The sequence below is a fragment of the Methylicorpusculum sp. genome (assembly GCF_030651835.1).
Classification (GTDB): domain Bacteria; phylum Pseudomonadota; class Gammaproteobacteria; order Methylococcales; family Methylomonadaceae; genus Methylicorpusculum.
In genome coordinates this window covers 1-24,760 of sequence record NZ_JAUSBX010000008.1, presented here as the reverse complement: position 1 = coordinate 24,760, position 24,760 = coordinate 1, and the positions used below count along the sequence as shown (strand labels likewise).

The following is a 24,760-nucleotide window of genomic DNA, read 5'->3' as shown; positions in this document are numbered from 1 at the left end:
CGGTTGAATCATCAGCAATGCCAGAAGTGTTTGAAGGGCGGCGTAAGCCTTGCCAGGAACGCCGTAGACCTATTCATGGGGCTTGATGGCAGCATCCCCGCAAAGCTTAACCCAACCTTTTTTTAGCATCAAACTTAGAATTGTTGATTGATTCATTTGATAAACGACGCCAGCGATTCGTCATGATAGAATCGATACTATTATTTTTCGACCCAACAATAGGTTAAATTTGATGTCAATTTCATCTGCTCAGCTTGAAAAAATAGTGCGTGAAGCCGGAGCGATCGCATTAAGCCATTTTAAAGACCTTAAAAATCTGAGCATCAATAAAAAGAAACCTCGCGACTTTGTTACCGCGGCCGATGTGGCCGTTGAAGCTTATCTCCAGAAGGTTCTGACAAAAGAATATCCTGAATACGGCTTTTGGGGAGAAGAAAGCGGACAAACTGCCAATCAGAGCAGTCGCTGGATTGTCGATCCGATAGACGGTACACATTCTTTCGCCAAAGGACAATATTTCTGGTCCATCAGTGTGGCGCTGGAAATCGATAATCAGATCGTTTTTGGTGCTGTTTATGTTCCCACCGTCAATGACTATTACTGCGCGGAGCTGGGTAAAGGCGCATTTAAAAACGGCGAACCCACCACCGTATCATCCGAAACAGTGCTGGGTGATGCGATGGTAGCGACCGGCTTTGCGTGTCTCAGAAGCTATTTGAAAGAAAACAACCTACAACGTTTCTGTCGTATTGCCGAGCGAACGACCGGCCAGAGACGGTTTGGTTCGGCAGCAATGGATATTTGTATGGTGGCGGACGGGCAGGTCGATGCTTTCTGGGAACAGGAGCTTAATTTATATGATGTCGCTGCCGGCGCATTGATTGCCAAAGAAGCCGGGGCAACCGTTACCGATTTTAAGGGCAATGAAGGTATTTTTCCGAAACAGATACTGGTTACCAACGGTAAAATTCTGGATCAAATTCTGCCTTTAATGTAATACGTTACTATTTCTACTGGGGGGTGTCTGGTGATTGGGACAATATCGGCTTTGCTTATCTCGTATTGGTATTATAAAAACGCGCTCAAAAAGGGTAAAAATGCCATTTTACATGCTGCTTTGGGTTTTGGTTTTTATCTGGTTCCTGCGCTGCTATGGACTATTTTTGTGACGCCGCACCTGCGTGATGCAGTTTCACACTCCCCGGGGCAGATCATGTCTTTTTTTGCCAACTATGCCTTCGTGATTGTTGGTATCAGTTGTGCCGTCTGGGTTAAATATAAACATTTTTAACCTTTGAAATTATGGCGCTCTTTGTTCAATGATGATGCGCCAGGGTCTATTGGCATTGGGCACCACATGACCATCGGCATCCAGTTCTACTTCAGTCATGCTCACCGCATCCAGAACATTGCCGCCTATCACTGTGAGACTGCGCTCGTGCCGGTTCACGGCTAAATCGCAGTGATAGGGGCCTCGAACCAAGTGGACAAATGAATCCACTTTATCAATAAAACTTTTGCCGCGCGGCGCGCAAATCAAATCACCCGGTTTCGGGGCATGAAAACGCGCATCGTGAGCGATAAACCGTCCGAACGAACCCTGTTTAAGGATGTGTTCAATATAATCCCAATGAAGTACCGATGAAGGTAATTCACTTTCGGAAACCCCCGCACTCCTAGCCAGCCAGACAATAAAAGCAGCCGACCAAGGCCTAAGTTCGCCTTCATAACCGAACAGTGGCAGTGATGATACGCTTTGCCAGTACATAAATACCCGGGAAAACAAGGCAGGATGGGCCTCATCTACCGGCGTATTTTTATCCGGAAAAATCAATTTTGGCGGATCGCTTTGATAGTCGGCGACCGGATTGCCGAATAAGTTCCATTCTTGAATAGCCAGATAAATCATGCGTTCGCGGACACTCGGAACAGCCATTTCCGGTGCGATTTTGGCATCGCGAGGAGATAGGGAATATAACTGCTCAGATACCTGTGGAGTACAACTCATAAGCATGAATGCACTTGACAATAAGGCGTTGGAAAAAAACAGGCGAGTCAGAAAATTGTTGCTCCGTTTCATACTTTAGGCTAGATAAACTCCATGGGTATTTTTACTGAAAGGCAGAATTTACAACGTTTAATCGGTCTTGTACTCGCTTGAGGCAGCGTTGTGAATCATATTGAAATAGTCCTATGAAGTGGAGCATTTTTTTTCAGTGCATCTTCTCTGATCCTTGTCCACTAATCAATAGACTAATTGGATGTCTCTCAGTATTCAGGAAGAAAGCTGATTATCGTGGCAAAAACTTTAATATTTGTGTCTAACTTGGGCTAAGTTAGAACATCTGTGCATTTTCAGTTTGATTTCAGGCTGTCTTCATATGATTCGTTTTTGTTTTATTCAAGAGGGCTTCACTATGAAAGACAAAATAAAGGTTTGGGATTTACCGGTTCGGTTATTTCACTGGATTTTGGTATTAAGTTTTTTTATTGCCTACTTTACTGAAGAGGAATTTTTAACACCGCATGTTTATGCCGGTTATGTTGTGATTGGTTTGATGGTATTCCGTCTTATTTGGGGTTTTACCGGTAGCCGGTTTGCCAGGTTTTCAAATTTTATTTGTTCACCCGCTAAATCACTCGCTTATTTGAAGGACTTGGCCACCTCCAAGGCTAAACGTTATATCGGGCATAATCCTGCCGGTTCGGCCATGATTTTGCTGTTATTCATCAGTCTTTTGATGATATGTATTTCCGGTTTAGCCGTTTATGCCGCAGAGGAACATGCAGGGCCTCTGGCCCGATTTGGAATCAGTCACGGTGACTTTTGGGAGGAAGCTCATGAATTTTTTGCTAATTTCACCCTGTTTTTAGTGGTTCTGCATGTTGCCGGTGTTATAGTCGAAAGTCGTTTGCATGGCGAAAGTTTGGTGAAGTCCATGTTGACAGGCTATAAGTTAATCAAAACCAAGTCTGAACAATAACCCAACCTGCGCTTAATTTATCCGGGTAACTGAAACATCTTACTATGGCCGCTATTAAAAGTACTCACACACAACTCCTTTCGTTTGAAGCATTGATTGCTGCATTCAGTCTTGGCGGCATAAGCGGTTATTTGCTATTGAACTATGGCTTTAACCCCAGCGGTGTCCATGATCACTATACAGTAGGGGTGCAAATTTGGCTGGATCACTCGGCCTTCAGGTTGTTTGCAAACCAACTGCAGCTCCACGCGACCTTGATGGAGTTGCCATTGATTGCAGTCCTTCTGGTAGGCGGTCTGCCTTTGATAGTCAAATTGACAGCCAAGCTTTTTCAAGGTGACTGGGGTGCTGATTTATTAGCCGGAATCGCTATCATTACATCCGTGTTGCTGGATGAATATCTGGCAGGCGCTTTAGTCGTATTAATGCTTTCAGGTGGCTCGGTGCTTGAAGCGTATGCGGTAAAAAAGGCGTCATCAGTGCTGGATGCACTGGCCAACCGAATGCCTTCAGTGGCTCACAGGACATCGACGGAGGGTATCGTCGATATTGCGATTGAGGACGTCAAGATTGGCGATACCTTGGTTATTCTGCCTCATGAAATCTGTCCTGTTGATGGTACGGTGATTAGAGGTTCGGGAATCATGGACGAATCCTACTTAACGGGCGAGCCTTATAGGATGTCAAAAGTTGTTGGATCTTCAGTGCTTTCCGGGGCTATCAACGGTGATGCCGGATTGACCATTCAGGCCGACAAGCTGGCGGTCGATTCCCGCTATGCAAAAATCATGAATGTCATGCGTGAATCCGAACAACAACGGCCCACACTCAGAAGGTTAGGGGACCAGTTGGGTGCCATCTATACCCCCATCGCCGTGGCTATCGCATTGATTGCCTGGAGCTTCAGTGGAGACGCAGTCAGGTTTTTGGCGGTGTTGGTTATTGCAACGCCGTGTCCTCTGTTGATCGGCATCCCGGTCGCCATTATCAGTTCCATCTCGTTGGCGGCAAAACGCGACATTGTGATAAAAAATCCGGCGATTCTTGAAACAATAGGCAGTTGCCGGACAGCCATTTTTGATAAAACCGGCACGCTGACTTATGGGCGTCCGGTTTTGACTGAATTGCTGCCTATTCCCGAATTTGCCAAGGACGACATCCTCCGATATGCGGCAAGCCTTGAGCGTTACTCTAAACATCCCTTGTCCAGTGCCATCGTCATGGCGGCTGAAAAAGCGGATATACGGTTATCCGAAGTTGCCAATATTCAAGAACTGCCAGGCAAAGGTCTCAAAGGCTATGTGCTTGATAAGCAGATTCAAATCACCAGCCGAAAAAACTTGACGACCAGCATACCCATGCAAGCGGCCGGTTTGCCTCCTATCACTGACGGGATGGAGTGTATCGTATTGATTGACGAACGCTATGCCGCTACCTTGCGGTTTCGCGACGAGGTTCGAAGCGATAGTTCGTCTTTCATCAACCATTTAAAACCCAGTCATTTGTTTGATAAGGTCATGCTGGTTTCCGGTGACCGTGAATCAGAAGTCAGATACCTGGCTGAGCTGGTAGGGATTGAGCATGTGTTTTTCGGACAAACGCCTGAGCAAAAATTGCAGTTGGTCCGCAAAGAGACTGAATTGGCCAAAACCATATTTATGGGGGACGGTATCAATGATGCTCCGGCATTAACGGCCGCCACCATTGGCATCGCGTTTGGACAAAATAGTGATATTACCGCCGAGTCCGCAGATGCCGTCATTTTGGACAGTTCGCTGTTAAAAGTGGATGAGCTTTTTCATATCGGTAAACGGATGCGCACCATTGCACTGCAAAGTGCAGTCGGTGGCATGGCCTTAAGCATCATCGGCATGGGGTTCGCTGGAATGGGTTATTTATCGCCTGTAGCCGGGGCAATAACGCAGGAAATTATCGATGTGTTTGCCGTGTTGAATGCACTAAGAGCCGCTGTGCCGCCCGGAACGTTATCGGATTATCGCAGGTAAGACAGGGCACTATTTGCGTTAAAAGTCAGGGTCGCCCCGGCACGGATTCCCGTAGCCCGGATGCCAAGCCGGAATAACGGTGTTGATGTCCTTTCAACGTAACTATACCTTTCGCACTTCAAATTTCGGCAGTGCCTAAGGAGGCAACGGGTTGTTCGACAAAGGCTATGCCAGCATGGATGTATTTACGGCGTCCTTTGACGGGCACCCCGGTGCCGAATTTCGATCTATGATGGGTATATTCAGTCTCCCTCTTTGAAAAAGAGAGGTTAGGAGAGATCGTTAAAATAAATCCCCCCCTTTTCCATAGGGAGAGGTGAATAGTTGCTTTTCAACTACTCACGTAAACAGTGCTTAAAGTGGTGCAGCACGCGTTCTGAACCTTTAACGTCATCACTGATGAATAGCGATCGAAAGGCAGATGAAGCAGAGCCTGTATTTTTGTAGACTCAAGTGATCATTGTTGGTATTCACTATGAAAAATATTTACTTTTTCTCAGGCTGAAAAATGGCATGAGAACTTTCATGACGATCAGGATTAGCTATCATGCGATTACTACTGGTAGAAGACGATAAGAATTTGGTTAAATCGGTAAAAAAGGCTTTGGAAAAAGCCGGATTTGCTGTTGATGTTGCCTATGACGGCGTTGAAGGCGAGTTTTTGGGTAATGAGGGAATTTACAGCGTCGCCATTCTCGATTTGGGTCTGCCTTTGCGCAACGGTCTGGAGGTTTTGGCCAACTGGCGGGCCTGTTCCAATGCAATACCCGTGCTTGTGCTGACTGCACGCGATGCCTGGTATGAAAAAGTGGATGGGTTTAAAGCCGGTGCCGATGATTATCTGGGTAAACCTTTTCACATCGAAGAATTGATTGCTCGTGTCAATGCCCTGATTCACAGAGTGAATCGTCAGCCTTCAGGCCTGTTAAAGGCGGGAGGATTGACGCTGGATGAAACGCGCCAGCAAGTGACTACAGAAACGGGTTTAACGCATGAATTAACCGGTACAGAGTTTCGCTTGTTGCGTTGTTTTTTGCTTAATCCTGGACGGGTGTTAAGCAAATCGGCATTGACTGACCTGGTCTACGATCTGGATTCGGATAAAAACAGTAATGTGATTGAAGTGTATGTCAATCATTTGCGGCGTTTACTCGGCAAGGAGCGTTTTGAGACACGCAGAGGGCAAGGGTATATTTTTAAGGATACTGATACATGAAATCTTTGCAGTTACAGCTCACTATAGGCTTGTTGTTGAGCCTGATCGTTTCCTTTATAGTTTTGTGGTCGATGACCGGATCGACATTACAGCAGTTGGCCGAAGACTATTTGGCCGGGCATCTGGCCCATGACGGCGAGAGTATCATGCAAGCCGTTTCACTGACTGCCGATCAGCAGATTGCAGTTGATACCACTATTGTTGAGCCGGTCTATAAACGGCCATTATCTGGCAATTATTATCTGGTGACTACCTCAGCAGGCAGCATCAAATCAGACTCTCTTGCAGGTCAAGGATTTGAAGTTCCACTTTTGTCTTCCGGGCAGACCTTACGTTTTTTTAACCCAGGGCCCGATGGACAGCCCTTATTGATTCTGGCGCAGGCTTTTTCACTGAAAGGGGTACGCGTTACCGTTGCGGTTGCCGAGGATTTTTCAAAAGCGCTTGGCATGATTGACGCTGTTCAACAAGGTTATACAAAGCTGGCCTTGGCGTTATTGATGGCTTTGATCGCAATCCAAATCATCATTCTTAGGGCCGGATTCAAGCCGTTAAAAAAAATTCAGCATCAATTACAGGCATTGGAGGAAGGTGAGCTTTATCAACTCGAAACGGATGTGCCTAAAGAGGTTGTCGGCCTGGTCAACGAGGTTAATGATTTGCTCAGAATCATGGATCAACGCTTGCAAAGAAAGCGTAATTCATTGGGTGATTTGGCGCATGCGTTGAAAACCCCTTTAACGGTTTTGCAGCAACTGGCCCATGAAGATGAAATAACGCATCATACAGATGTTCAAGCTCAATTGATCACACAGACCTCCAATATGCATCGCATCATTGATCGTGTATTGAAACGCGTGCGTTTGGCAGGACCTGGCTCGGTATACACCAGCTTTGATGTGGAGCAGGAAATAACCGACTTGATCCATGCTATGAAACGGATTCACCACGATAAACAGCTGTTGATTCACGCCGAATTCAATGGTGTCAAAAGCTTAATGATAGACCGGGAAGATATGCTGGAATTGACCGGTAATCTGATGGATAACGCGTGTAAATGGTGTAAACGTCAAGTAGTCATTCGCTTTCATGCCGATAATCAACTTCTTATTGTTGTCGAGGATGATGGTAACGGTGCCCCGGATTCCGCCTTGCCGGCATTATCGCAACGCGGAATCCGCCTGGATGAGCGCATTGATGGACAGGGCTTGGGATTATCAATTGCGCAGGCAATCACTGATCAATATGACGGCGCATTAACGTTTAGCCGTTCTGCAGAGTTGGGCGGCTTTTGCGTTCAAGCCGTTTTGCATTTAAGGTCCGCTTCGATATAAATCCGGCCTGTAGCTCCCTGCAATATTCTTGTTGCAGAAGCCTTTTTAATCAATCACCTACAACCTCCATTCCAAGCGGGCGAGGAGTTATTTTAATAAGCCTTGTAACTCAGTATTCTTGAGTAAAAAGTCGGCTGAAATAATTGATTTCGTTTTATTTTTAAAAGCATGCTGATAAACGATGCCTTTACTGTCAACGTGCTTTTTTCGTTTGTGAGCGATAATGATATAACCATCCGGATGCTGCATAGACCATTTCAGCGCGTCTGATACTACCGGCAAACCGTGAGTTAAGCGCCCATAAAAATTGTATTCCCCATGATATTTTTTATAGTGAACCACGGGCTTACCTTCTGCAAGCAAACTGGCAATGGCTTTGGACGGTTGCTCAAGATCATACCGCTGATGCTCAAGCGAAAAGTAAGCGGATGACGAAACGGCTAACAAGACTATGGATGTCAGGCAAATCAAAAGCGCTGAATGCTTGATTGAGTGGACAACAATGAACCTTAAGATCAACGCGCTTATCAGTAAAAAACCACCCCAACTGATCAACAGCGATTTAGCTGCTTCCGGCCATGACAGCACATCACTGATGTTGGACAAACCTACAGCAATCAAACCCGCCAAGACGGCCATGCCGGTTAATAAATGATGGAATTGCCGGCCTTTTATTAGCAACACGCCATCCGCTGAACGGGCAATGAGTAAGGCCAATGCCGGTATTTCCGGTAACAAATAATGAAACTGTTTGCCGCTGACAAATGAAAAAGTAATGAATACCGGCAAAAACCAGGCGATACAAAATCGCACGCCTTTTTCGTCTAGTTTCAGTGAGATCAATCCCGCCCAGAATGGCCGCCATAACAGCCAAGGCAATAAAAAAAGCGGCAAAAATGCCAGATACCACCACCAAGGTGCGGCATGTGCAAATGAATTGACTAATCGTCCGGTTGTTTGCCCTAGAAAAATAGCTTTTTGATAAGCCTCGCCACCCGCAAACCCGGCCGGTATTGCCCAAGATAAGGCGATTAAAGCCCCGGTCAATAAACCCGCTAAAACCCCAAAATACCAGTACCGCCAGTTAAAGTTGACTTCGGTTTTTTGGGCCCACCAGGGTGCCAGAAGCGAGACCGGTAATAAGTGGATCAGAATCACCGGTCCTTTCGTTAGAATTCCTCCTCCTACAGCCAATCCCAACAGCAGCCAATATTGGAAACTATGAGTCAGGCTAGCTTTAACCAAGCTATAAAGGCCCAGCAAAACAAAGAAGGCTAACAGCATATCGAACATCGTTAATGTGCTGAAAACAATCCACAGCCAAAAACCCAGCAATATAAACGGGACGGAATCGGCAATGGCAGGACGTTGCGGCCAAAGCAGTCGTGCGAAAGGCACTGTCAGAAAAACCGAAGCCAGCGCAAACGCGGGAGAGATCAAGCGCGGTGTCCATTCATTGACGCCAAAAACTGCCCAGCTCAACTGCATTAACCAAAACAGAAAAGGCGGCTTATGGCTGTAGGGTTGTCCGTTCAAATAGGGCACCAAAAAATCATTTCGACTCCACATTTCCCACGCTACCGCCAGGTAACGAGTTTCATCGATAGGAAATAAAGGCCGGTTGATCAATGACACCGATACCAAGGCGGCCCACAGGACCACCAGCCAAATCGGGTTAGGGAGTTTTAAGTGCACGAGACAACCTCAAAGAAGAAGGCTAGGGGGGGATAGTGGAAAATCAGAAATTGGAAAGTTAAATCACCCGCGGCAAAGCAGGGGGTGTTTATGTTATTCCCCCAAAGAGGCCTCTTTATGAACAGCAAAAAGGCGGTTTGTCGTTTAATAAATTCATCTGTTACTCAGTGAAGCAATTCGCGTAGCCCGTATGGAGTGTAAGCGAAATACGGGAAATAGCTCCGGATTCCGTTTCACTTCATCCAGGCTACATGGCTGAGCCTGTCGAAGGCGTCAGTGGTCCATGATCCGATAACATTCATGTCTGCAGTGCGGCATTCTTTTCGTAAACGACAAAATATAAATTACGCAAATAAATAAACAAGCCGCTGGCTTGGCCGATAATAAAAACCGGATCTTGTTTATGAATGGCGTAAGCGAGCAGCGTGAGTCCGCCACCAATACTGAAATACCAGAAGGCGACAGGAAATACACTTTTTTTCTCCCGTTCACTTTTAATCCACTGCACCACAAACCGCGCGGAAAACAGACCTTGTCCCAAAAAACCAATGACTAACCAATAAGATTCATTATTCACTTCTAACCTCCATTGCCAATACCTGGCGACTGCGTTTTTTTAACCATAACACGCCCATCAGATCAATGATTCCAGCGGCTAATCTGTCCAATGTGCCGTACTTGGAATGACCGTTAATTCTGGGCCTGTGATTGACCGGCTCGGAGTGAACCCGTCCCCCGGCTCTTAAAATCAGTGCCGGCAAAAAACGATGCATATGATCAAAATAAGGCAACATTAAAAATTGATCGCGTAGAACCAGTTTCAAACCGCATCCGGTATCCGGGGTATTATCACCCAACAAATTTCCTCGGACAAAATTGGCCACTTTTGATGAAATCTTCCGCCATGCAGAGTCATGACGGTGCTTGCGCCATCCGGCAATCATCCATACCTGCGGGTCTATTTGAGACAGCTGAGTAAAAACCGCACACAAATGCATAATGTCGGCAGGATCATTCTGGCCGTCACCGTCCAAGGTTGCAATCCAGGGGTATTTGGCAGCGCTAATGCCGTTATGCAACGCCCGGCTCTGACCACAGCTATGCGCATGCCTGATCACTCTTAAAGCCGGAATTTTTGACAGGGCATCTTGAAGAATGGCCGGTGTCGCATCATCGCTGCCATCGTCAACAAAGATTATTTCATAAGCCGTTGCTGACGCTAAAGCGCTTTGAATTTCCTGTAGCAAGGGCAATACATTTTCGGCTTCATTAAAGACAGGTATCACAACTGATAGCTTCATACTGACCTATATCTTAAAGAAAACTGGTTTTATCATTGTTTGAGTTCATCTTTTATTATTCATACGTTCTGTTTTGATGCCTATGTGAATTCAAATTAACCGGCATTCAGCTTTAGGCTATAGATGTTCCATCTTAGGGGGCCGATCTTAAACCAAACTGAATATTTTTCACGATAGTAGCTGGTACCCATCTCAATCCCCCGGGGCCACGCGAAGTATAATAGAGTGTACTGATCATTAACGACCTGCTTTGATCATCTGGTTGTTCAAGGCTTTTTCGGTAATCTCATGGTAAAGGAAAGTTATTTTTCCTATTAACTCCTTGAATTCAGGGTGCCGTTGAAAAACTGGCATATTATTTTGGGCATCAATTATCAAACCCTTCAAAAATTTAATATCTATTTCTTCAAGACATTGAAGATCGTCAACTTTAGCTTTGATTCCAAGGACCCTAGGTAGTCGTTGTTTTTCAAAACGTTCCAGAAGGACTGTAATAACGCCTAAATCATTTGATATATTCATAATTCTTCTTGAGTAGCGATGTAAGATCGGTTATGCATAATCTTTAAAAGGAAGATTAAACTTTTCTATAAGCATAGTTTTCATTAAAAATTCAGAAATGTAATCTTGAGCGTTGAAGTTTTTTGGTTAATGCCTGTAAATTCTACTTCTAGTCATAGCGACTCATGCGATGGGTCCAGCGATAATTAGCTGACTGGTAATAAGCCATGGTTTCTTCAATCATTCCAAGGCTTGCTTCAATACTGAGCGGGCTTGGCTTTCTTTGCGAATGATCCACGCTGACGACATGTTGTTGTGGCGCCAAATAAACTAATTTGTCTTCTTTAAAGAGCCCCAATTTTTGATAGTTGGAAATCAACGCTCTGCCTTCTGATTTTGCCATGTGCAAAATATCTTTGCCGTAAAACTGACTGTCATAATTAAAATTTAATAAACCCAATAATGTAGGTGCAACATCAATTTGGCTTGATAACGTATCTATTTCTGCTGCTTGAATCAGGTTTGGTGCGTAAATTAATAAGGGAACGTGATAGTTTTCAACCGGCAATGCTGCTTTTCTGGCACTGCCTGCGCAATGGTCGGCCACGATGACAAACACAGTATTTTGAAACCAGGGTTTTGTTTTGGCTTGTTCAATAAATTGACCGATAGCGTAATCGGTATATTTCACTGCACCTGATCGCCCGCTGCCTGAAGCCTTATCAATTTTCCCTTCCGGGAACGTGTAAGGCCGGTGATTGCTTGTCGTCATTATTTGAAACAAAAACGGCTTATGTTGAGAATAGTCAGCGTCAGCTTCCTTCAGCGTTCGATCAAGCAAATCTCCGTCCGAGACTCCCCAGGCATTTTTAAAGTGAATGTCTTCTTTGCTAAAGTCGGTTTCATCGATGATGCGATAGCCATTACCGGAAAAAAATGCGTTCATGTTGTCGAAATAACCTAAACCGCCATACAAAAATACAGTGTCATAACCTTTTAGTTGAAACACACGGCCCAAATTAAAAAGCTTTTCGTTATCCGGTCTTTTGACAATTGATTGGCCCGGTGTTGGGGGTACTGACAAAGTCAAGGCTTCCAGGCCTCTGGTCGTGCGGGTGCCGGTCGCATAAAATCGGGTAAACAGCAGGCTTTGCTTGGCCAGTTCATCCAGGTACGGCGTTATGTTTTCGCGATTGCCAAACCGGTTAAAGAAATTGGCGCTTAAGCTTTCAACCGTCAGTAAAATCACATTTAGAGGGCGCTCAGGTTGTTGGGCCTTAACGGAACGGTTAATTTGATAAAGATCGGTACCCAGAACAGGGGAGGCAGAATTGGAGACCAGTCGTTTGATATCCGAAGATAAATCAGGGTCTTTACCCTGAGCATAAAATTGCAGGTAATCAATTTCATTATTCCTGAATGCGGCAGCAAACTGATAAAGCCCATTGGCGGCGATTTCAGTAACAAAGCGGTTATCTGAAATTTCCTGTAAAGATTGGTCAATTGAGGCATAACTCAAAGCCGGAAAAAGTAAAAAAATCAAAGCATATTGGCTGCGGATGAAGAAATTATCTTCATCCTCTAACGATTCGCTGAGTTGTGATTTAAAAAGCCAGTAGGTCAGCAAAGAGACTGCCGCTATACCGCTTAAAAGCAACGCCAACGGATAGGATTCGATGATGTTTCTGAATACCTCATGGGTGTAAACGAGGTAATCCAGAGCAATGAAATTAAAACGCGTATGAAACTCGTCCCAAAACAACCATTCGCTGACCATTGAGAGATATAACAGATTCAGACAGACTAAAAATACTACGTGCACCAGTGTTTTATTGAAAATACTGCGGTAGATAAACTCGGGTATTAACCATAAATATATAACGAAAGGAATGAGGAAGTAGCTTAAAAATGACAGATCGTAAAAGAGACCGACCACAAAAGCTTTGGCCAAAGTAATAAAAGAGTCATCTAACTCCGGATAGTGTCGGACAACTAAAATGACCCTGAATATAAAAAAAAGAGGGAGAGAAATGGTTATTGCCAAGCGCAATAGCCGGAATCTCGATTGTCGGGTTCGCGCTTTGAAATGTCCTAAAGTCATTTACAACCTCCAGTTGCTGTTGATTCGGAGGCAGTCTAAACAATGCAAGGTTAACGAATGGTTCGCGAATGGTTAATTTTTGGTTAATTTTCAAGATAAAACGTCACTACATGTAAGAGGGATGGCAGGGAGTTTTCAGTAAATAGGAAGGCTGCGCGCCAACGGATTTTGCCGGTAATAAAGTTGAAGTTGTTGATAAACATCTGCAAAGCGATTATGCAAAGTGTGGGGGGCGCAGAAAAAATATTCGCTGATCACCGCAAAAAACTCGGCGGGACTGGTTGCAGCATAGGGGTTAATACTGGTGAGATGTTGAGCTTCGACTTGTCGAACCAGGCTTGCATAAGTCTCGCTGAGCGCTGTTGTCCATTCGGGAACAGCCATGCCATGAGGCAACGGCGGGAAGCCGTCGGCGGGTCCATTCAGCATATCCAGCTTGTGGGCGATTTCATGGATCACGACATTGCGGCCGGATTGTTTCTCCTGCATGTCACGTTCAACATCATTCCATGACACGATAAGCGGTCCCCTCGACCATGATTCTCCAATTAGCGCTTGTTCCTGATGATGGACAACACCTGCCGCATCCTTTACGTCCCGGCTAATCCGGAACGCAGCCGGGTAGACGATGATCTCGGTCCAACCTGACAAACAGCGAATCCCAAGCTCAAGCGCCGGAAGACAGGCTTGCACGGCGATGATTAAACACATGGCGTCGGTGAGTTGGAAATCCTGAGCGCCGAAGAATTTTTTTTCATGCATAAACAACGTCGTCAGTTTGCGCAAGTGCGCTTTCTCAACCGCAGTCATCCCCTGTAAAACGGATAGCTTTTCAGTAACTCCCGCCCACTGATTATAAGCGATGGCATGATGGTGCAGTATATAGCGTGTTCGTGCATGATTAAAAATATTCATGGTCGATCAAATTCTGATGTCATCGATACAGGTGAAAGTGAGTAGATAAAATCCAGGTTAAACGATTTCAAACGAGAAGATCACTGTAATCAATGTCATTGAGACCAACCCCAATAAGAAAATTTTTTCCGCCCAACGCTCCAGACGTTTAGTGGACTGCTCTAGCCGAATTGATGAGAATGAGAGTAATGCACTGATCATGAATAATAAGCTGTCGATAGCCAAAGCTTTATCGATCAGATAGTTCGTAAACCCCGGCTCCATGCTTTTAACGATACTGATAACCGTGATGCAAAAACCCACCATCGTTGCGGAATTCGGCAAAATGTGATGAGAGAGATCAAAAGGAGTAGGGTTAATTTTTTTCATTAATTCTCCTTTGTTACGTCTTACGATGATTAGCGCTGTTGATAGACTCCAGAGCAATCACCAGAAAAATAATGAGAAAAACCGGCCAGAAATAAGGTGCCAAGATAACCATGCCGAAAACTGCAAAACATAGCGCACCAAAAAATATAAATAGCCCTACACCGAAAAACAACAATACACCAAGAAAAAGGCTTATGGCTAAAGCCAGCAACATAGTTGGAACCGCAGCAAATCGTGATACAGGATCTGCAACCAGTTTCCCGTTGATGATCACACTTAGTTGTCCTATGTCGGGGTGGAGTAAATAAAGCAGTGCGGCTATGAAAATGCCGACAACTAAAACTTTACTTATCAAATTGTGATTGCGCGAATAGTTCATTGCAGAGCCCCGAACAAAATTAGAAAAGTGGATTTCCGTCTTTTCGGATTGACTAAAAATACTGGATAAATAGGAATCAGCAATCGATTCAACATGCTTTGGTTTTAATGGCTTATCTCCCATCATTCAAAATTAATAAACGCATCGGCTTAAAAATTCAAGTTGATACTGGTCATCCAGATATTATTGTTCAGATCTTCGGAAGGTGGATTTTTCCATACGTGCTGATACAAGTATCCCGTTTCGAACTGGACTTCAGGTGCAAAACGATAACCGACTCCCAAATAGGCCCGATTTTGCTGAACTCCGGCTTGTAGTTGAGGGTTATTGGAATTGTCGTTCAGATTCACAAATAATTCTTCAGAGGCAATGATGGACAAAGGCGTCCAGCCAGAAATCAGCTGCTCAACTCGAATTCGCGTCCGCCAGCGAATACTGGGGTCTGCATTTTGGGCTAGAAAGCGCTCCTCCAAGCGATTTCGAACTTCCCAGATAAATTGCTTGTTATTGGCGGTATCTTTCCATGAAAAGCCTTGCCATGCCCGATTTTCGAAAATATAGGTATCGGAATCAGGCTTAATGCTGTCAGCCTCCATTAAATAACCGCCCCAGACAGTTGCCTGTTCGTTGATCGCCCAGCCTAAAGCGGGTCGCACCATAGCTGTGGTGAGATTTGATGCATCGTTGCCAATGCGTGGCTGCAATTCCAAAAATCCGCGCAATTGATCGGTCAGTTTTGCATTCATGTTGACAGGCACCCATATTTGAAAATCTGAGGCAGATTCAACATTTGCGCTGAATAAGGTGCCGGTCAAGCTAAGATACAAACTCACCCTAAGTATTTGTTGCTTTACTGTCATTATTTTTTCAGTTCTTTCGGGATCATGAATTCAGTTTTACCGACATGGGATAAACCGATGTAAGCAGGAAGCCGAATCTTTCAGGTAACTAATTCTACCGGCCTGCCCATGCATAATCTTTGATAGACCCGTGCGGCGGCAATACCGTTAATCACAAACGCGATGGCAATAGGTAAAGCAAACCAAAGATCATGACTGCTTGCGTGGGCTAACAATAAGTCTTCGCCCAAAAATGCCGGTGTTATGGGAAATCCTACCAATCCCAAAAAGCTCACGAATAACCACAGTGACAGGGTAGGCCGGGTTTCAGCGTAAGCCCTGTATGCAAAAGGAGCGGCATCAAAGCGATCGCTACCCAGCAGCTTGTTGATCAGCCAAAGCCCTAGTACCCAGGCCGGCACTATGCCGCTGGCAAAGATCACAACATCCGCCCAGGCATTCGGGTTTAGAAAAAATATCGCCGTGCCTGCAAAAACCGCGCTTAAACCAATCGAATTCCAGACTTTGAAGGGGCTGTGTTTCTGACTGAATGCACTGACCGAGGCCAGTACCATAAATATCGCCAATGGCGCCGCGAGAAAGCCGTTTCCGGCGATGCCAAAAGTCACGGCGAGCACAAACGGCAAGCATAGGCCCGCGCTATAAATTACTTTTCTGGACAGGTCCAACCTATTAATGACGGCGCCCAGTTTTTTCAACGGAGTCCACAATATGCCGCGTACCAGCATTTCCAGATTGCCTTCCTGCAGAGAAAACACGTACAAGGTGTTTTGCAGCACATCGGGAACGGTATTCCGTATCGAAGCAGGCAAAAAGTGAAAGCGCTCGTAACTATTAATATAAAACTGCGTATCGACTGATCCTTCCACCCTGAGCAGATGAGCGACAATCGAGGGTGAAACCAGCAGTTGATAGCAACGCAGAAAGGCATTGCCCATAAAATGCACTAACACCAGCATTTCCAGGCCCAAAGACAATTCCATAAACATAAATCCCACTTGAGTGATCGATGCATAAGCAATTTGACCTTTGATATTCGACTGGGTCTTTTCACTCAGACTGGCGACAATGACGGTTAACAAGCCGATGCCGAAAACGATAAAGCGGGTCAGCAAGTGATATGTCCAGATGGGTGTTGTTCTCAGCAATAGAAACACGCCCAAATGCACGGACAAGGCGCCGTAAAAGATGGCACTGGACGGCGTCGGTCCTTCCATGGCCCTGGGCAACCAAAAACAAAATGGAAACTGGGCCGACTTGCCCGAGGCTGCGATTAAAATCAAACACGATAATAACAACAACGCCGCATAACCGGCCGGTGGAAAGGCAGGGTTATCAAAGAGTGCTTTGAGCTGACTGAAATGTTGGCTTTCATGAAACAACAAGTGGCTCATCCAGGTGCCTAAAAGCAGTCCGATATCACAAAACCGGTAAATCGTATAAGCACGTAGCGCATTACGTATCGGTTGAACGCGGTGCCTGTAGAATGCAATCAATAAAAATGAGGCGATACCGGCAATTTCCCAGCCGGCAAACAATAGGTCGATGGAGCCGGCCAATATGATCAGATTCAAACCGAATATAAAACTGAAAATGGTCATGAAAAAGCGCTGATATCCGGGCTCTCTGTGTAAATAGACACGGCAGTATTTAACAATGATGGCAAATACTGCCCAAGCACAAAAAAGATAAACGGCGCCGACCGTGTCCAGATAAAACAGAATAGTAAATCGATAATCATCGGCGGCGTAGAGGGTAAACCATTCATACTCCCAATGAGGAAATCCCTTGATGGCCCATAAGCCCAGCAGGGCGGCTACGCTGACACCCAGTGCATGGCTGCCCCAAAAGCTGATGGCGGCTATTCTTTTTTCATTATGCTCGGAAAGAAAAATCAATAAAAACACCAGCAACGGAATAAACAAGCTGACTAAAATCAAGGCATTCATGCGTGTCTCCTGATCAAGCGATGGACAGGAATGGTTGCGGTTTTGCCGGCAATGATAGGCTCGGAATGGACAGCTTCCGGAACGTCTTTTTGCGACTCCAGGTCAATGGCTTCCCAGCCTTCAGCGGAATAGCGGAAAAGTGTCCGATTGACCGGATGACATGCAACCAGACGCACCCACTCGTTATCCAGCCATTCCTTGAGTTCCCCCAAATTAGCCAGGGTCTGATCGATGACCTCACAGGATTGCTCAACAACGATCAGTAAACGCGCAGGCTCATGCACTTCTATCATTTGCGACGGTAAGCCGGTGCGCAAATCACCCTCGACACCATTTGCCACACCCAACAGGCCGATGACATTATGAGGAAGCTTGGTGCCGGCGCCATAAACAGAGTTATCGATGCGTGAAAACAAATATTCCAGATTGATGCCGCCGCACACCGGAATAATTGCCGACATTATCTTGACCAGGATGTCGCCGTGCGCATCGGTGTCAGGATCGTAGGAATGCAGAAATGCGCGTCTATCCAGGAATAAATCGCGAGTGAGCGATCTACGGCCAACGATGCAGTAAAGATTGTTGGAATGATTGAGTTCCGGGCGGGGTTCAAAAATGGATGAAGCTCTGGCTATCACATGCTCATGTGCAATTTGATTGTCAGGCGTCTTGGGGCCTAATTCAAACCAGCGGCAACGCTCCCGGGCATTACGCTGTAAAGCCTTGCTCATGATTTGTTGAAACGCATGCAAGCCCGGCACAGACGGTTTTCCTTTGTCGGGCAGATCGAAGTAGGTTATTTCATCGCGACTGGTATTGTGCATCGCAGCAATAAATCGCGTACTGTCAGGAATTGATAGGCCGCGCTCAGAGAGAATGCTTCTGACAGAGGGGTGATTAGCCATCCAGGCAAAGGCGCGGGCATTCGGTGCACCGGGTTTTCCTGCACAGGCCCCGCAATCATAGGCGGCAAAGTGTGGGTTATTGACACTGCTGGAACCATGCGCTACCACCATGACCAGTGGTGAATAATGCTGAGTCAAGCCTATATTACGCAGTAAACCGCCAACCCGATCCGCCATTTCCGAAAAGGTGAATCCCAACAAATGGCCTTGTTCATCGGTTTGGTCGGATTCGCGCAGAAGATGTAAGTGAGAATGGCTGTCCAATTCACTCAAACTTCTGATATTGGGTAATCGCGAGCCGGGATTGAATACACTCCATGCCATACGTACGGCATAACCTAAACCTAACGTTTGGGTGTATAGCCAGCCGCGCAGCAGAGAATGCGGTGTAAAATGCAGGTCCGGCATGGGTGCTGATTTGGACTTGTTTTTCGGCTGTTGATGGAGGCTTGATTCCTTAATCAAATGTTTGGGTGTGATCGCAACCGGGCATTGTGCAACAGGATAGGCATCGTCTATGCCCTGATAGAGAAAATCGATGCCAAAGAATCCCGCCGCGCCAAATGTTTCCACTGCCGGACTGATTTCCTCGAGGTAGCGTCTTAGCGAGCACTCCCTATCATCGATACAAAATAAGGCTTGGACAGCAGGCTGGGTTTTTTCTTGTGTTACGGATGCTTCCGGCTTGGTTTGAAGCGCTTTTAGCAGTTCGGCATGAAGCGCCCACTCCATGGCTTCATGCCAGATTTTTAAGCGTAACGGCACATCCGGATCGGCAACGATGTCAGCCAACAAAGGTATTTTATCAAACGACAACACAGACGAGAGATTCTGCCAATGCCGTGCTTTTTTCTGGTTTAAACAGGCCAGTTCACACACCAGCTCAGCCGCAAGCAACTGTTGCAAAGAAATATCACGCTTGGCCAATAAGGTCTCAGGATTGAGTTCGATCATGCGCACCATGCCTGACCAGCCGGGATGTGCCAGTAAAATTTCCAGCAAATATTGTTCGTAGTAGCGTTCCTGTCCGACAATTTTATCAAGGCAGCTTAAGATAACCTGATCCGGTGTGTTATTGAGCGACTGGCGCGCAGCCGGTTCATTGAAGGGATAAAGCGGCACCAAACTGTTTTGAGCCAGGCGGGCGACGCAATTCCAAAACGATTCACCGTCCTTGGGTAAACTCCAACGGCTAATCCCCTGATCCAGAAAGTTTGCCAACAACCGAAACAGGATGGGATGAACCATAGCATTGAGGTCGATCTCAAGCTCTGTCAGCCAAGTACTGCGCAAGCCATGATTCGCTAATGAAAGCGGTGGATAATGACATCTGTCGTCGGCTTCGCGTAAATCCAACCGAAGCTGTGCAGGGTTTTGATCCGAACCGAACTTTGCAATAGCCCAATCCAGCGCGTTATTGCCTATTCGTCCTTGCCTGTATAATTCTTGGTAATCCTCCAACGCCAGATAACTGCGTGCGCCAAATATTTTAGCAGCCACAGCGATACCTTCGTGAAAAGGATAATGCTGCACCGCATGCAAGGTATTATGGTGAATAAAGTCCTTCAAAGGCCCCTGAGTTGGTAACCAGTGTGCAATGCGATTAATTACTTCATCAAGACAAAATCCCTTATCTTTTGCGTAATTGCCAGCCTTGTTTAAAGACGTCTGCCTATGTTCTAGATAAGCCATAAGATTATCTTTTTACCTCTTGAAATGTTGCTAGATAAAGTGCTGGCAGAATGCGCACCCTTCAGGGTCTTGATAAGCTGCTCTTCAAGCCTTGATTAAACGCCCAGATGGTCGCTTTTCCGGCGAGACATATTGTTGCGTTTCATCTTGCGAACGGCCAATGGATGGGCGGAATAAGCATCGTGATACTCCATGCCAATAAACCTGCAGTGTCCACCGTGAGTTTCATAGCTGTTTTTAAAATCATGCAAATACTCCATCACCGTGTGATCAAGCATGTAGGCATTGTTGAGTTGAAGGATGATGGTTTTACCTTTTTCAACGGATTCCAATTCACTTTTAAGCGGCATGTAGTTGGAAAAAATTGCTGCGCCGGTAAGACCTATCAAATGCTCACCGGTATCACGCAGTTCCATGACCAAATGGATCTTGAACAAATTGTTAAATCTGACCCCTCGGACCAGGTGAATGGCAAATTCGGCCAGAATGCCGATGAAAACTCCAATCAGCAGATCGGTTGCCAGGACGCCGATAATGGTGGCGACAAAGATTAACAATTGCTCTTTGCCTATGCCCATGACTTTGGCAAATGCGGTTGGTGAAGCCAGACGAAATCCGGTATACACCAACAACGAAGCGAGTGCCGCTAGAGGTATGCTGTGGATCAGGCGCGGAAACAGCACCACGAACAGCAGCATGAAACAGCCATGGAAAAAATTCGCCCAGGCCGTCTTCGCGCCGTCATTGATATTGGCGGAACTCCGCACAATCTCGGCAATCATCGGCAAGCCGCCGATACTGCCGGCAATCAGATTGCCCATACCCATCGCGGTCAAATCCCGGTCAGGATTAGATGTGCGCTTAAAAGGATCCAGTTTGTCGACCGCGGCCGCACTCAGCAGGCTCTCCAAACTGCCAACTAAAGCTATGGTAATGGCCGCTCTCCAAAAATCTATGGAGCCAATTTTTGAAAAATCCGGAAAATAAAAACTGCTCAGAAAATTTTCTGAAATAGTCACTAAAAATTTGGGACCTACCGTATCTTCGTGATGGGGTAAAAAATCGGCATCCGGTAAAAAAAGATAAATATGTTCATGGTTTAAATCGAAATACCGGCCCAGCGCCATTCCCGCGAGAACCACCAGAATAGGTGCCGGAATTCGCTTTGCAACAGGATGCTTGACAACAGACCAAAGCACTAATATTGCTAGACCTGTCAGACCGATAATCGCAATTTCATAGTTGGGATTTATGAGGCTGGACGGCAATTGCGCCATTGAAGAAAATAAACTGCCGGATTTCGGTGTAACGCCCATCATGACATGTATTTGTTTGGTCATGATAATGATGCCGATCGCTGCCAGCATGCCATGGACAACCGATGCCGGAAAAAACGATCGTAACCGGCCCGCTTTCATTAATCCCAGCACAATCTGGAACAGACTGGCTACGACAATAGCGGCTAAAGTGAACCGGTAACCTGCCATATAATCGCCTTGGCCCAATGTCTGCACAGCATCAAGTACAACCACGATAAGACCGGCGGCTGGCCCATTGATCGTTAAGTGAGAACCGCCGATACGCGAAACCAGAATGCCGCCGACAATCGCGGAAATAATACCCGCTGAAGGCGGAAATCCTGAAGCCATGGATATCCCCAAACACAGGGGTAAGGCAATCAGGAAGACCAGGAACCCGGCCGGCAAATCAGCGCGCCAGTGGGTTTTTAATCCAAGTAACCCGGTTTTAGGAAGCGTAGGTAATGGATTTGAAGACATGCGTTAAACCTTTTTTAAAGTAATCATTAACAATTCCTGATTATAAAGATACCTCAGCAACAACGTCTTTCCGGCAGGGATTGCCGGAATCCAGAGCACAAGGAGGTGTTCGGCGCTCGCCGTCCATGGCATCTGGATCTCGGCAATCCCTGCCGAGATGACGTTTTTTGACTGAGCTGATTGATCTTTATAATCAGGTAACAATTTGTAATTATTTAGCGTAGGTTGGGATGCATGCATTTCGCAACCCAACAATTAGCGCCATGGTCCTGAAAGATATTTGTAATGAATTAAGAAATAGTTGGGGCAAACATTCAAAATGCCGCACGACTAAAATGACTGGAAATACTAGAAAAGGGGAGGGTTCAGCAATGTCGAATTTCAATGGCAATGGTGACAATCTCTATCGCAGGATTTGTGCTTTATAGTGATCAAACGACATTTTTAACCTCCAGTTATTGATGATTAGGAGGCAGTTTAATGAAAGGAAGGTTAATAAATGGTTCGCGAATGGTTAACTTTTGGTTAATTTTTAAAATAAATTATTATGGTTGTACCCTTATCTACGGAACTTTTAATGTCAAGCCGCCAGTTATAGTGTTCGGTAATGCGTTGCACAATCGACAGCCCCAGTCCTAGTCCCTGACTTGAATCACTTTTAACGCCTCTTTCGAAAATATGGACAAGTTGGCTGTCGGGTATTCCTCGGCCTGTATCAGTGATACTGAAAGAGGTGTTATCCGCCTGAATTAGAATGCTGCCCTGATCAGTGTAGCTAAACGCATTTTTTATCAGATTAGACAGTAGCATGGAAATGATGGTGTAGGGCGCTGAAACAATCGGCTGTCCATGGATAAGTTTTTCCAATTGCACTGATTTTTTCAATAAATTTGCATGATCTTCAAGCAAATGATCAATCAGCGGCACTAATTCTGTTCGGCTTTTCAATTCTGTTTCATTTTCGGGATTTCTAGCCAGAGTTAAAAGCAGCTCCAAACGGTTTTTCATTTCATTGGCTGAACGTTCAATACGCTGTAACTTGGGCCTTATTTTTTCCGGCAAGTCTTGCTGCATCAATAAACTCTCGGTGACGGCCATAATGACGGCCAGTGGCGTCCTGAGTTCATGACTGGCATTGGCAGTAAATTCCCGTTCGCGAGCGATCAATAAGTGAATATGGTTGAGATAGACATCAAATTCCTGGGCTAAAAATCCAACCTCATCATTGGCATAATGAGAGCCCAGAGAGGTATTTACGTTTTCTCGATCCAGGTTTTTAACCTGATTTGCCAAAGTGATGATAGGGAGCATCACCTTTTTTGACAGCCAAATGCCATACCAGGTGGCCGCGCAAATAATCATCAGGGTGCCTGACAGCACATAGATCATTAGCTTCTTTTCCAATACCCGAAAACCAGACTCATCATGCAAAATGTAAAAGCGATAGCCTTGCTTTTCCATCACCACGACATCGTAGTGTTTGTTGTTTAAGGTTATTTCAAAGATGCCGGGTACATAACCTTTCAAAGAGGGTAGTGTGTCTGAGGGTTGGTTTGGATCGATTTTGTATGCAGCCCAGTTTCTGGCTATTTGTTGGGTCACCGCAGGATTTTTTTGAGTCAGTTCGATAAAGTGTTCAAGCTCTTCAGTGAGAAAGTCCTGACTCAGTTGCTGCTCCAACTGCTCAAACGAAAACCAAAAAAACACGATGACAATCAGACTGATCAAAAGACCCAGTATCGGGTAGGATAAAAAAATTCTAAACCGCAGTTTATGCTGATAGCGCATGGTTTTCCGCCAACTGATAGCCTATGCCCCTGATAGTATGCAGCAAAGGTTGCTCAAAGGGTTTATCAATGGCATTGCGGAGATGATGAATATGCACTTTCAAGGTATCTGCATCGGTGGGAGAGTCATTCCATATAGCCCGCGACAGTTCATCCCGACTGACAACGTGGGGCGATTTTCTCATCAATAATTCTAATATCTGGAATTCAATTACCGTGAGTTCGATCTTTATCCCATTGCGCATCACCTGACGAGTATTAATTTGCAATTCAAGCCCGGCAACATTTAACGTTGTTGAACGCTTGATGCCTGAACTTCGTCTGACCAATGCATCCAGTCTTAAGTTGAGTTCTTTAAGAGAAAAAGGCTTGACCAGATAATCATCCGCGCCGTATTCAAAGCCTTTAATGCGGTCTGTCAGCGTATCTCGGGCGGTTAACATCAATATAGGTGTCCACTTTTCTTCTTGGCGCAACCGTTGACAGACCGTCAATCCATCGAGTCCAGGTAAATTCAAGTCCAACACGATGACATCATAATGATTGACGATAGCTAAATGGAGCGCCGTGATGCCGTCGGTTGCAGCATCGATAGAATGGCCTTGGGCTTCAAAAAAATCCGCCAACTCAATGGCTAAATCATTGTTGTCTTCTACCAGTAATATTTCCATTGGGAATTGTTTCTAATTTAAATAAACGAAAAGACCAGCGTCTTATTAGTCGCCAATTCTAAACCAAGCGCACGGATCAAATCGAAATGTATCTATTCCGAGCTGTTTATCCCGTGACTAAAGGAGTATTTAAGCAGCAATTCCCAGTTTGATATTTATAGCGTCATTTTGGGCTTCTACTCCCTTTATACTCAAAAAATGGTTAACTTTATGAAGGTATGGGGTGTGGCTAGCGAGGATGTCGGCAGCAGGGATTGCTGCCGTCAAGCCCCCATGGAGGGGTTCACGGCGGTCCTCGATAGACACATCCCATACCT

Annotated in this window: 23 protein-coding genes; 6 read left to right on the top strand and 17 right to left on the bottom strand. The window is 45.6% G+C overall.

Going from position 1 to position 24,760, the window contains the following annotated elements; genetic code table 11:
* The first annotated feature begins 232 nt into the window (after positions 1-232).
* Positions 233-997 (top strand): inositol monophosphatase family protein, encoded by a 765-nt coding sequence (locus Q7V32_RS00975; protein ID WP_304895125.1) that lies wholly within the window; start codon positions 233-235, stop codon positions 995-997.
* 30 nt (positions 998-1,027) lie between these two features.
* Entirely contained in the window at positions 1,028-1,291 is a 264-nt protein-coding gene (locus tag Q7V32_RS00970; RefSeq protein WP_304895124.1) for a hypothetical protein, read from the top strand.
* A 9-nt stretch (positions 1,292-1,300) separates the two neighbouring features.
* On the opposite strand, the gene Q7V32_RS00965 is transcribed toward Q7V32_RS00970, so the two are convergent.
* Entirely contained in the window at positions 1,301-2,008 is a 708-nt protein-coding gene (locus Q7V32_RS00965; protein WP_304895123.1) for a DUF2272 domain-containing protein, read from the bottom strand.
* Positions 2,009-2,417: 409 nt separating this feature from the next.
* Here Q7V32_RS00965 and Q7V32_RS00960 point away from each other — a divergent pair, with 409 nt between their 5' ends.
* The 4 genes from Q7V32_RS00960 to Q7V32_RS00945 all read left to right on the top strand — a co-directional run bounded on the left by Q7V32_RS00960 (position 2,418) and on the right by Q7V32_RS00945 (position 7,540).
* A complete protein-coding gene (locus Q7V32_RS00960) occupies positions 2,418-2,984 on the top strand; it encodes a cytochrome b/b6 domain-containing protein (RefSeq protein ID WP_304895122.1) in 567 nt (188 codons plus the stop codon).
* Positions 2,985-3,028: 44 nt separating this feature from the next.
* On the top strand, positions 3,029-4,990 hold the full coding sequence (locus tag Q7V32_RS00955; RefSeq protein ID WP_304895121.1) for a heavy metal translocating P-type ATPase: 1,962 nt from the start codon (positions 3,029-3,031) through the stop codon (positions 4,988-4,990).
* A gap of 547 nt (positions 4,991-5,537) precedes the next feature.
* Complete coding sequence (locus Q7V32_RS00950) at positions 5,538-6,206, top strand: response regulator transcription factor (RefSeq protein ID WP_304895120.1); 669 nt, start codon at positions 5,538-5,540, stop codon at positions 6,204-6,206.
* Positions 6,203-7,540: an ATP-binding protein gene (locus Q7V32_RS00945; protein ID WP_304895119.1), complete on the top strand. Its 1,338-nt coding sequence runs from the start codon at positions 6,203-6,205 to the stop codon at positions 7,538-7,540. The genes Q7V32_RS00950 and Q7V32_RS00945 overlap by 4 nt, the downstream gene beginning before the upstream one ends.
* Before the next feature lie 87 nt (positions 7,541-7,627).
* Here the strand turns inward: Q7V32_RS00945 and Q7V32_RS00940 are convergent, their stop codons facing one another.
* The 16 genes from Q7V32_RS00940 to Q7V32_RS00865 form a co-directional block, all read right to left on the bottom strand.
* Positions 7,628-9,235, bottom strand: a complete 1,608-nt coding sequence (locus Q7V32_RS00940; protein ID WP_304895118.1) for a glycosyltransferase family 39 protein — start codon at positions 9,233-9,235, stop codon at positions 7,628-7,630.
* Positions 9,236-9,533: 298 nt separating this feature from the next.
* Positions 9,534-9,812: a lipid-A-disaccharide synthase N-terminal domain-containing protein gene (locus Q7V32_RS00935; RefSeq protein WP_304895117.1), complete on the bottom strand. Its 279-nt coding sequence runs from the start codon at positions 9,810-9,812 to the stop codon at positions 9,534-9,536.
* Positions 9,805-10,536: a glycosyltransferase family 2 protein gene (locus tag Q7V32_RS00930; protein ID WP_304895116.1), complete on the bottom strand. Its 732-nt coding sequence runs from the start codon at positions 10,534-10,536 to the stop codon at positions 9,805-9,807. Before Q7V32_RS00930 ends, Q7V32_RS00935 begins: the two co-directional genes overlap by 8 nt.
* Before the next feature lie 237 nt (positions 10,537-10,773).
* A complete protein-coding gene (locus Q7V32_RS00925) occupies positions 10,774-11,058 on the bottom strand; it encodes a hypothetical protein (protein WP_304895115.1) in 285 nt (94 codons plus the stop codon).
* 148 nt (positions 11,059-11,206) lie between these two features.
* Positions 11,207-13,138 (bottom strand): LTA synthase family protein, encoded by a 1,932-nt coding sequence (locus Q7V32_RS00920; RefSeq protein WP_304895114.1) that lies wholly within the window; start codon positions 13,136-13,138, stop codon positions 11,207-11,209.
* Between the two features lie 135 nt (positions 13,139-13,273).
* A complete protein-coding gene (locus Q7V32_RS00915) occupies positions 13,274-14,053 on the bottom strand; it encodes a zinc-dependent peptidase (protein WP_304895113.1) in 780 nt (259 codons plus the stop codon).
* A 57-nt stretch (positions 14,054-14,110) separates the two neighbouring features.
* Positions 14,111-14,422, bottom strand: a complete 312-nt coding sequence (locus tag Q7V32_RS00910; RefSeq protein ID WP_304895112.1) for a hypothetical protein — start codon at positions 14,420-14,422, stop codon at positions 14,111-14,113.
* Positions 14,423-14,435: 13 nt separating this feature from the next.
* On the bottom strand, positions 14,436-14,801 hold the full coding sequence (locus Q7V32_RS00905) for a hypothetical protein (RefSeq protein ID WP_304895111.1): 366 nt from the start codon (positions 14,799-14,801) through the stop codon (positions 14,436-14,438).
* Between the two features lie 149 nt (positions 14,802-14,950).
* A complete protein-coding gene (locus Q7V32_RS00900) occupies positions 14,951-15,661 on the bottom strand; it encodes a DUF2490 domain-containing protein (protein ID WP_304895110.1) in 711 nt (236 codons plus the stop codon).
* 80 nt (positions 15,662-15,741) lie between these two features.
* Positions 15,742-17,610: a proton-conducting transporter membrane subunit gene (locus Q7V32_RS00895; protein ID WP_304895109.1), complete on the bottom strand. Its 1,869-nt coding sequence runs from the start codon at positions 17,608-17,610 to the stop codon at positions 15,742-15,744.
* Positions 17,607-20,207, bottom strand: coding sequence for a YbcC family protein (locus Q7V32_RS00890; protein WP_304895108.1), 2,601 nt, complete (start codon positions 20,205-20,207; stop codon positions 17,607-17,609). The genes Q7V32_RS00895 and Q7V32_RS00890 overlap by 4 nt, the downstream gene beginning before the upstream one ends.
* A gap of 95 nt (positions 20,208-20,302) precedes the next feature.
* Positions 20,303-21,985: a SulP family inorganic anion transporter gene (locus Q7V32_RS00885; protein ID WP_304895107.1), complete on the bottom strand. Its 1,683-nt coding sequence runs from the start codon at positions 21,983-21,985 to the stop codon at positions 20,303-20,305.
* A 3-nt stretch (positions 21,986-21,988) separates the two neighbouring features.
* Positions 21,989-22,225, bottom strand: a complete 237-nt coding sequence (locus Q7V32_RS00880) for a hypothetical protein (RefSeq protein ID WP_304895106.1) — start codon at positions 22,223-22,225, stop codon at positions 21,989-21,991.
* A gap of 285 nt (positions 22,226-22,510) precedes the next feature.
* A complete protein-coding gene (locus Q7V32_RS00875) occupies positions 22,511-23,773 on the bottom strand; it encodes a HAMP domain-containing sensor histidine kinase (protein ID WP_304895105.1) in 1,263 nt (420 codons plus the stop codon).
* The gene (locus Q7V32_RS00870) at positions 23,757-24,443 is read right to left on the bottom strand and encodes a response regulator transcription factor (protein WP_304895104.1); all 687 of its coding nucleotides are present in this window, start codon (positions 24,441-24,443) and stop codon (positions 23,757-23,759) included. Before Q7V32_RS00870 ends, Q7V32_RS00875 begins: the two co-directional genes overlap by 17 nt.
* Positions 24,444-24,572: 129 nt before the next feature.
* Positions 24,573-24,760, bottom strand: a 188-nt coding sequence (locus Q7V32_RS00865) for a hypothetical protein (RefSeq protein ID WP_304895103.1), incomplete at its 5' end; no start/stop codon positions are given.

Coding starts and splice junctions, on each gene's coding strand:
- Q7V32_RS00975 (WP_304895125.1), top strand. CDS start 233: ATGTCAATTTCATCTGCTCAGCTTGAAAAAATAGTGCGTGAAGCCGGA.
- Q7V32_RS00965 (WP_304895123.1), bottom strand. CDS start 2,008: ATGAGTTGTACTCCACAGGTATCTGAGCAGTTATATTCCCTATCTCCT.
- Q7V32_RS00960 (WP_304895122.1), top strand. CDS start 2,418: ATGAAAGACAAAATAAAGGTTTGGGATTTACCGGTTCGGTTATTTCAC.
- Q7V32_RS00955 (WP_304895121.1), top strand. CDS start 3,029: ATGGCCGCTATTAAAAGTACTCACACACAACTCCTTTCGTTTGAAGCA.
- Q7V32_RS00950 (WP_304895120.1), top strand. CDS start 5,538: ATGCGATTACTACTGGTAGAAGACGATAAGAATTTGGTTAAATCGGTA.
- Q7V32_RS00945 (WP_304895119.1), top strand. CDS start 6,203: ATGAAATCTTTGCAGTTACAGCTCACTATAGGCTTGTTGTTGAGCCTG.
- Q7V32_RS00930 (WP_304895116.1), bottom strand. CDS start 10,536: ATGAAGCTATCAGTTGTGATACCTGTCTTTAATGAAGCCGAAAATGTA.
- Q7V32_RS00925 (WP_304895115.1), bottom strand. CDS start 11,058: ATGAATATATCAAATGATTTAGGCGTTATTACAGTCCTTCTGGAACGT.
- Q7V32_RS00920 (WP_304895114.1), bottom strand. CDS start 13,138: ATGACTTTAGGACATTTCAAAGCGCGAACCCGACAATCGAGATTCCGG.
- Q7V32_RS00915 (WP_304895113.1), bottom strand. CDS start 14,053: ATGAATATTTTTAATCATGCACGAACACGCTATATACTGCACCATCAT.
- Q7V32_RS00910 (WP_304895112.1), bottom strand. CDS start 14,422: ATGAAAAAAATTAACCCTACTCCTTTTGATCTCTCTCATCACATTTTG.
- Q7V32_RS00905 (WP_304895111.1), bottom strand. CDS start 14,801: ATGAACTATTCGCGCAATCACAATTTGATAAGTAAAGTTTTAGTTGTC.
- Q7V32_RS00900 (WP_304895110.1), bottom strand. CDS start 15,661: ATGACAGTAAAGCAACAAATACTTAGGGTGAGTTTGTATCTTAGCTTG.
- Q7V32_RS00895 (WP_304895109.1), bottom strand. CDS start 17,610: ATGAATGCCTTGATTTTAGTCAGCTTGTTTATTCCGTTGCTGGTGTTT.
- Q7V32_RS00890 (WP_304895108.1), bottom strand. CDS start 20,207: ATGGCTTATCTAGAACATAGGCAGACGTCTTTAAACAAGGCTGGCAAT.
- Q7V32_RS00885 (WP_304895107.1), bottom strand. CDS start 21,985: ATGTCTTCAAATCCATTACCTACGCTTCCTAAAACCGGGTTACTTGGA.
- Q7V32_RS00880 (WP_304895106.1), bottom strand. CDS start 22,225: ATGCATGCATCCCAACCTACGCTAAATAATTACAAATTGTTACCTGAT.
- Q7V32_RS00875 (WP_304895105.1), bottom strand. CDS start 23,773: ATGCGCTATCAGCATAAACTGCGGTTTAGAATTTTTTTATCCTACCCG.
- Q7V32_RS00870 (WP_304895104.1), bottom strand. CDS start 24,443: ATGGAAATATTACTGGTAGAAGACAACAATGATTTAGCCATTGAGTTG.